The sequence below is a fragment of the Caldicoprobacter sp. genome, from assembly GCF_047459465.1.
GTDB lineage: Bacteria > Bacillota > Clostridia > Caldicoprobacterales > Caldicoprobacteraceae > Caldicoprobacter.
The window spans coordinates 1-5,308 of record NZ_VSCO01000122.1; the positions used below are offsets into that span (position 1 = coordinate 1).

The 5,308-nt window shown below is 42.2% G+C and carries 8 protein-coding genes and 1 tRNA gene; 8 read left to right on the forward strand and 1 reads right to left on the reverse strand.

Annotated features, from left to right (window positions below; translation table 11 throughout):
* From FWJ59_RS07625 to FWJ59_RS07660, 8 genes are all read left to right on the forward strand, one after another.
* A partial coding sequence (locus FWJ59_RS07625; RefSeq protein WP_414481356.1) for a hypothetical protein occupies positions 1 to 334 on the forward strand: 334 nt, incomplete at its 5' end.
* A gap of 159 nt (positions 335 to 493) precedes the next feature.
* A complete protein-coding gene (locus FWJ59_RS07630; RefSeq protein ID WP_414481357.1) occupies positions 494 to 796 on the forward strand; it encodes an MTH1187 family thiamine-binding protein in 303 nt (100 codons plus the stop codon).
* A 30-nt stretch (positions 797 to 826) separates the two neighbouring features.
* A complete protein-coding gene (locus FWJ59_RS07635) occupies positions 827 to 1,210 on the forward strand; it encodes a phage holin family protein (protein WP_414481358.1) in 384 nt (127 codons plus the stop codon).
* A gap of 237 nt (positions 1,211 to 1,447) precedes the next feature.
* Positions 1,448 to 1,927: a DUF2975 domain-containing protein gene (locus FWJ59_RS07640; RefSeq protein ID WP_414481359.1), complete on the forward strand. Its 480-nt coding sequence runs from the start codon at positions 1,448 to 1,450 to the stop codon at positions 1,925 to 1,927.
* A gap of 12 nt (positions 1,928 to 1,939) precedes the next feature.
* On the forward strand, positions 1,940 to 2,161 hold the full coding sequence (locus FWJ59_RS07645; RefSeq protein ID WP_414481360.1) for a helix-turn-helix domain-containing protein: 222 nt from the start codon (positions 1,940 to 1,942) through the stop codon (positions 2,159 to 2,161).
* A 53-nt stretch (positions 2,162 to 2,214) separates the two neighbouring features.
* Entirely contained in the window at positions 2,215 to 3,276 is a 1,062-nt protein-coding gene (locus tag FWJ59_RS07650; RefSeq protein ID WP_414481361.1) for an FAD-binding protein, read from the forward strand.
* 106 nt (positions 3,277 to 3,382) lie between these two features.
* Complete coding sequence (locus FWJ59_RS07655) at positions 3,383 to 4,006, forward strand: hypothetical protein (protein WP_414481362.1); 624 nt, start codon at positions 3,383 to 3,385, stop codon at positions 4,004 to 4,006.
* A 332-nt stretch (positions 4,007 to 4,338) separates the two neighbouring features.
* A complete protein-coding gene (locus FWJ59_RS07660) occupies positions 4,339 to 5,079 on the forward strand; it encodes a class I SAM-dependent methyltransferase (RefSeq protein WP_414481363.1) in 741 nt (246 codons plus the stop codon).
* A 149-nt stretch (positions 5,080 to 5,228) separates the two neighbouring features.
* Here FWJ59_RS07660 and FWJ59_RS07665 read toward each other — a convergent pair.
* Positions 5,229 to 5,305, reverse strand: a tRNA-Arg gene (locus FWJ59_RS07665).
* Positions 5,306 to 5,308 lie beyond the last annotated feature (3 nt).

Here is a 5,308-nt window from a genome sequence, read left to right on the forward strand (position 1 = left end):
GTTGCTGATAGTCTTTTCCACTGTGATGCTGGTGGTAAGGCGCAGAAAAGTAGAGCTTACCTCAGAAAACGTTTTGTTGGATGGTGAAGCATCGGGATCCGTGTATGACGGCGAAAGAGCGGTATCCGCCAACGAGGACGAAGCATTGGAATCCACGGATGACGCTGAAAAAGTGGGACCTTCCAACGACGATGAAGGGTCGATGCCTATGGATGAAACAGAAAAACGCGGTACGGATGATCAAGAAGCACAGGCCAGGGAAGATGCTTTGAAGGATAAAGAGCATGCTTTGCAAGAGAAACAAGTTTTACAGGATGAAGATCAAAAGGATTAGGCGGTTTGTTTTAAATGAATGCTTATTGGTGCGGTGTGGGTGCAGCAAATGCAACAAAAAAGAGAGGAAGTTCTCCTCTCTTTTTTTATTTTAAAAAATGGCATGAAAAATAAAAAAGTCGGAAAAAATAACGGATAGAAAATTGTTGGAGGTGAGGAAATGCCCGTATTGGACATCAGCATAGTGCCGATAGGCACTGGGCAGCCCAGTTTTAGCAGCTATGTAGCTCAGGCATGCAAAATCATAGAGCAGCAGGGGCTAAAATATCAGGTTACGCCTACCGGGACGGTAATAGAGGGTAACCTCGACCAGTTGATGAATATAGCCCGGCAAATTCATAGTATCCCATTTCAAATGGGAGCCGAGCGGGTTATTACCACTATGACAATTGACGAGCGACATGATTGTCCGATGGACATGGAAAAGCAAGTGCAATCGGTCAAACGAAATATTGACCAATAAATAATTTAATTAGGAAAGGGGAAATGTTGAATGGCTGAAGAGATGGGTAGGCAAAATGAGATGAACAGAAATGAAGGCGGCAGAGGCTGGTTAGGTATAATCATTCGTTTCGTAGTCGCTGCCGTGGTGTTGATGGTGACGGCGCTTTTGACTCCCGGTTTTTCCAATATAGGGTTTGGTACAGCCTTGTTGGCTGCAATCGTAATCGCCGCCATGGATTACGTTATACAAAAGCTGTTTAAGGTAGATGCCTCGCCGTTCGGACGGGGTATCGTGGGATTTCTGCTCTCGGCGCTGATCATTTACCTGGCGCAGTTCCTAGTGCCGGGAATGGAGGTCAATGTATTTGGTGCCATTGTGGCGGCTTTGATCATAGGGATTATCGATGCCATCATTCCCACACACGTTATGTGAACAACAAAGTAAAAAGCGCTAGAGATAAATACGGGAGGCCTATATAGGCCTCCCGTATTTATGTGTCAGGCAAGAGATTAAGTGAATGCAATCCATTAATACCGAAAGGCTGCTCAAAGAAACCTGCTTAATCCAGTTATCTCAACGAATAACAATAAAAATATATTGATAAACGATAAATATTTCGCTATAATCATAAAAAACTATTAATTAGGCTATATGATAAGGGGGATTTTTATGAGAAATTATTCAACAATGATATTACGTTTGGCTATCTTTATTGCAGCAGCAATAGTTCTTGCTATATGTTGTGGTGCGGCTTGGCTAGCGATAAAAACAGATCCAACTTCCGAGTATTATATTTTATCTTATGTTTTGCTTATTGGTACATGTACTGCAGCAATACCATGTTTTGTTGCCTTATATCAATCTTATAAGTTATTAGGCTATATTGACACTGATCGTGCTTTCTCCGAATTATCATTAAAGGCATTGGAGATTATCAAGAATTCAGCCCTTATAGAGTTTTTCATTTGCGCACTGGGAGGCATACCTTTTTTCTACGTAGTGGCAAAAAAAGAAGATGCTCCGGGCTTAGTGATTATCGGGATGGCAATAGCAGGTGTAGCATTTATAATTTCCGTGTTTGCCTCTGTCCTTAGCAAGCTTTTAAAGGAGGCCATTGTTATAAAATCAGAAAACGACTTAACGATCTGAGGTGAAGTCAATATGCCAATTATAGTTAATCTCGATGTCATGCTTGCTAAAAGGAAAATGAGTCTTACAGAGCTTTCGGAGAAAATTGGAATAACGATGGCAAATCTTTCTATATTAAAAAACGGAAAGGCAAAAGCTATTCGGTTTTCAACTTTAGAGGCCATATGTAAAGCATTGGACTGCCAACCAGGAGATATTTTGGAATATAGAAGTGATGATGACATTTCTAAATGAGAAATAAGATTGTACCCTTCCAAACCACCGAAACCAGGGGAGGCGTTACATTAATGTATGACATAGTTATTGTAGGGGCAGGACCTGCAGGAGCTAACCTTGCTCGATTAATTGGAGATAAATATAAAATTTTATTGATAGATAAACGAGATCTGGGGAACTATAATCCCAAACAGCGTATACATAAATGCTGCGGGGGCTTACTAGCACCCGATGCACAGAAAATGATTGCCAAACTGGGGTTAGGGGTACCTAAAGATGTCCTGGTAGATCCTCAGCTTTTTGCCGTAAGAGCTATTGATTTAACCAATAATCTGGAAAGGTTATATCAGAGATTCTATTACAATATGGATAGAGAAAAATTTGACAGATGGATGGTTTCCCTAATACCAGATAGCGTTGATAAAAAGTTCAACTCTTTTTTCAAAGGTTTTGTTAAAATACAAGGCGGGTATGAAATAAGATATATCACTAATGGGCAAGAGGAAACTGCAAAGACAAGAATCATAGTGGGAGCTGATGGGGCTTCTTCTAAATTGAGGAAAATTATTGGTAAGGATGTAGGTATTCCCGAAAAGTATATCGCCATCCAAGAGTGGTTTGAGTGTTCACATCCAATGCCTTATTTTATAGCAATTTTTGATGAGGAAATTACCGATTTCTATTCTTGGTTAATACCAAAAGATAATTATCTGTTATTAGGTTCGGCCCTTAGGCTTAGAGATAATTTCAGGGAAAAATATAATGTGTTGAAAAGAAAATTAACACAGTTGGGCTTTAATTTTGGTGATAAGATAAAAATGGAGAGTGCCTATATATACAGACCTAAGAAGGTATCGCAGTTTTATGTAGGAATGGATGGTGTAACGCTTATTGGAGAAGCGGCAGGCGCTATTAGTCCCAGCTCTGCGGAAGGAATAAGCTATGCATTAAAAAGCTCTTTGTACTTGGCACAGAGCCTTGAAAAGGGAATAGATGGGTATTTTGATAGATACAAAAATATGGTGAAGGACATCAAGTTAAATTTATTTATCAAAAATTTAAAATGCCCGGCTATGTATAACCCACTGGTTAGGAAATTAGTTATGGTATCAGGTGTAAGATGTATCAAGTAGTGAGATGATTCATTGATAGGGGGCCTAAAAAATATTGGAACCATTATGCGGTTTTATACGTCAAATAGAGTGATAAAATAAGCTTGGCGGAAAGGGGTAAGGCGGATTGAAGGGTTTGAAGGGATCCAAAAAGATTTTTGTTCTCTGTGCCATTTTCGTTGCGATCGTAAGCTGCACCGCTTTATTGATAAAAGCTATTGCGGCAGATGCCGAGTCCAAGAAGGTGCCCATCGATGCCTCGCTAGAGCAGGTTGATGAAATCAAAGACGGATCGCGATTTACCTGCGAAGCAGTTAATGTACCCTCGTCCGACGCGAGGGAAGACATTATCCAGGATGAACTGGAGGTCAAGCTGCTGCTGGATGCCTTCGGGAAAAATCTCCAAAAAGTCTTTCTTTTAGCCCCCGAAGATGTGGTTGCTGCAAGCATTGAGGAGAATTATGGCGATTATGTGACGCCCGAGCTGCTGCAAAAGTGGCAGGCTGATCCACAAAGCGCTCCTGGCCGTTTGGTTTCCAGCCCATGGCCCGATCGCATCGATATATTGAGCATAGAAATGCTCGATGAGAACCAGTACCTGGTATACGGGGAGATCATCGAGGTTACCAGCGTTGAGCTGGAAAAGGGAGGGGCTGCAGCAAAGTGGCCTGTCACCATTACGGTACGGAAGGTAGACGGCCGCTGGCTTATCAGCGACGTGACGCTTGGCGAATACCTGGAGCGCGGTTGATTCTGCCGTCTATGAAAATACTCGTTGGGCGATTGATTCTGTCGTCTATGAAAATACCCGTTTATGGCTTTTGCTTCGACAGTCATCTTTGACCGTCTAAAAATATCAAACGCATTTGATACTGCTGTTAAACCAGACAATCAGATCGTATTAAGATGATGGTCGCCAGTTGAGGAAGAAGACCTTCTTAATTGGCGACATTTTGTTTTATAATATTTTTATATGTGTGGAGCGATTATCATTGAAGAGGGTCATTAGTAAATAGGGGTGTGTTGGAGGTACCCCAAAGAGGATTATTATGCCTGGATTTTATGGGGAGGGTGATACACAAGATGAAAAGTGATAGCGAGCTCGGGCAAGAGTGGGTGGCTCTAGCGCCCAGGTGGATCAAAAAGGTCAGAGAAGACGGAGACCCTGTGCGCAACGGACTGCTCGATTCGGTAATGCTTGATGCATGCGGTAACGTTGAAGGGATGAGCATCCTGGACTGTGGATGTGGAGAAGGCCGTTTCTGCAGGATGCTAGTTGAGCGTGGAGCTAAATATGTACTGGGATTGGATCTTTGCGAATTGATGATTGAAGCCGCACTAGAACTGAAATCCGAGCGGGATGACTATCGCGTGCAGGATGTACAAGATCTTAGCTTTATTGAAAGCGAAACTTTTGACCTTGTGGTCTCATATCTAAATCAATGTGACCTGCCCAGGTTTGAGGCTAATAACAGAGAAGTGTTTCGGGTATTAAAGAGGGGTGGCAGATTTATAGTTGCCAATGTACATCCAATGAGGTCTGCGTCCGGAAAATGGTATCGAAACGCTGATGGGGATAAGTTACATGTAATGCTGGACAATTACTTTGATGAAGGAGAACGCCATTGGGAGATGTTGGGAGTCAAGTTTACCAATTTCCATCGTTCACTATCCACTTACATAAACAATTTCATTGAGACCGGCTTTGTTTTAAAAAGGATTATAGAGCCAACCGTTACCATGGAGCAGTTAAATGTATATCCGGAGCTAGAAGATGAACTCCGGGTACCAAACTTCATCGTTTATATTTTGCAGAAGCCTTGATGTAACGCTTGAATTATCGCATAACTCGAAAATCTCTCGTAATTAATTCGGCGCCGGAGGTCAGTAGCCCAAAAGTGTGGGGAAAAATGTGGGAAAATCGTATGTGTAGGAAAAATAAAAACCCTGCCATGCTTGATATTGCAGGGTTTTGGTGCGCCCAGAGGGACTCGAACCCCCGACCTCCAGATTCGAAGTCTGTCACTCTATCCAGCTGAGCTATGGGCGCATG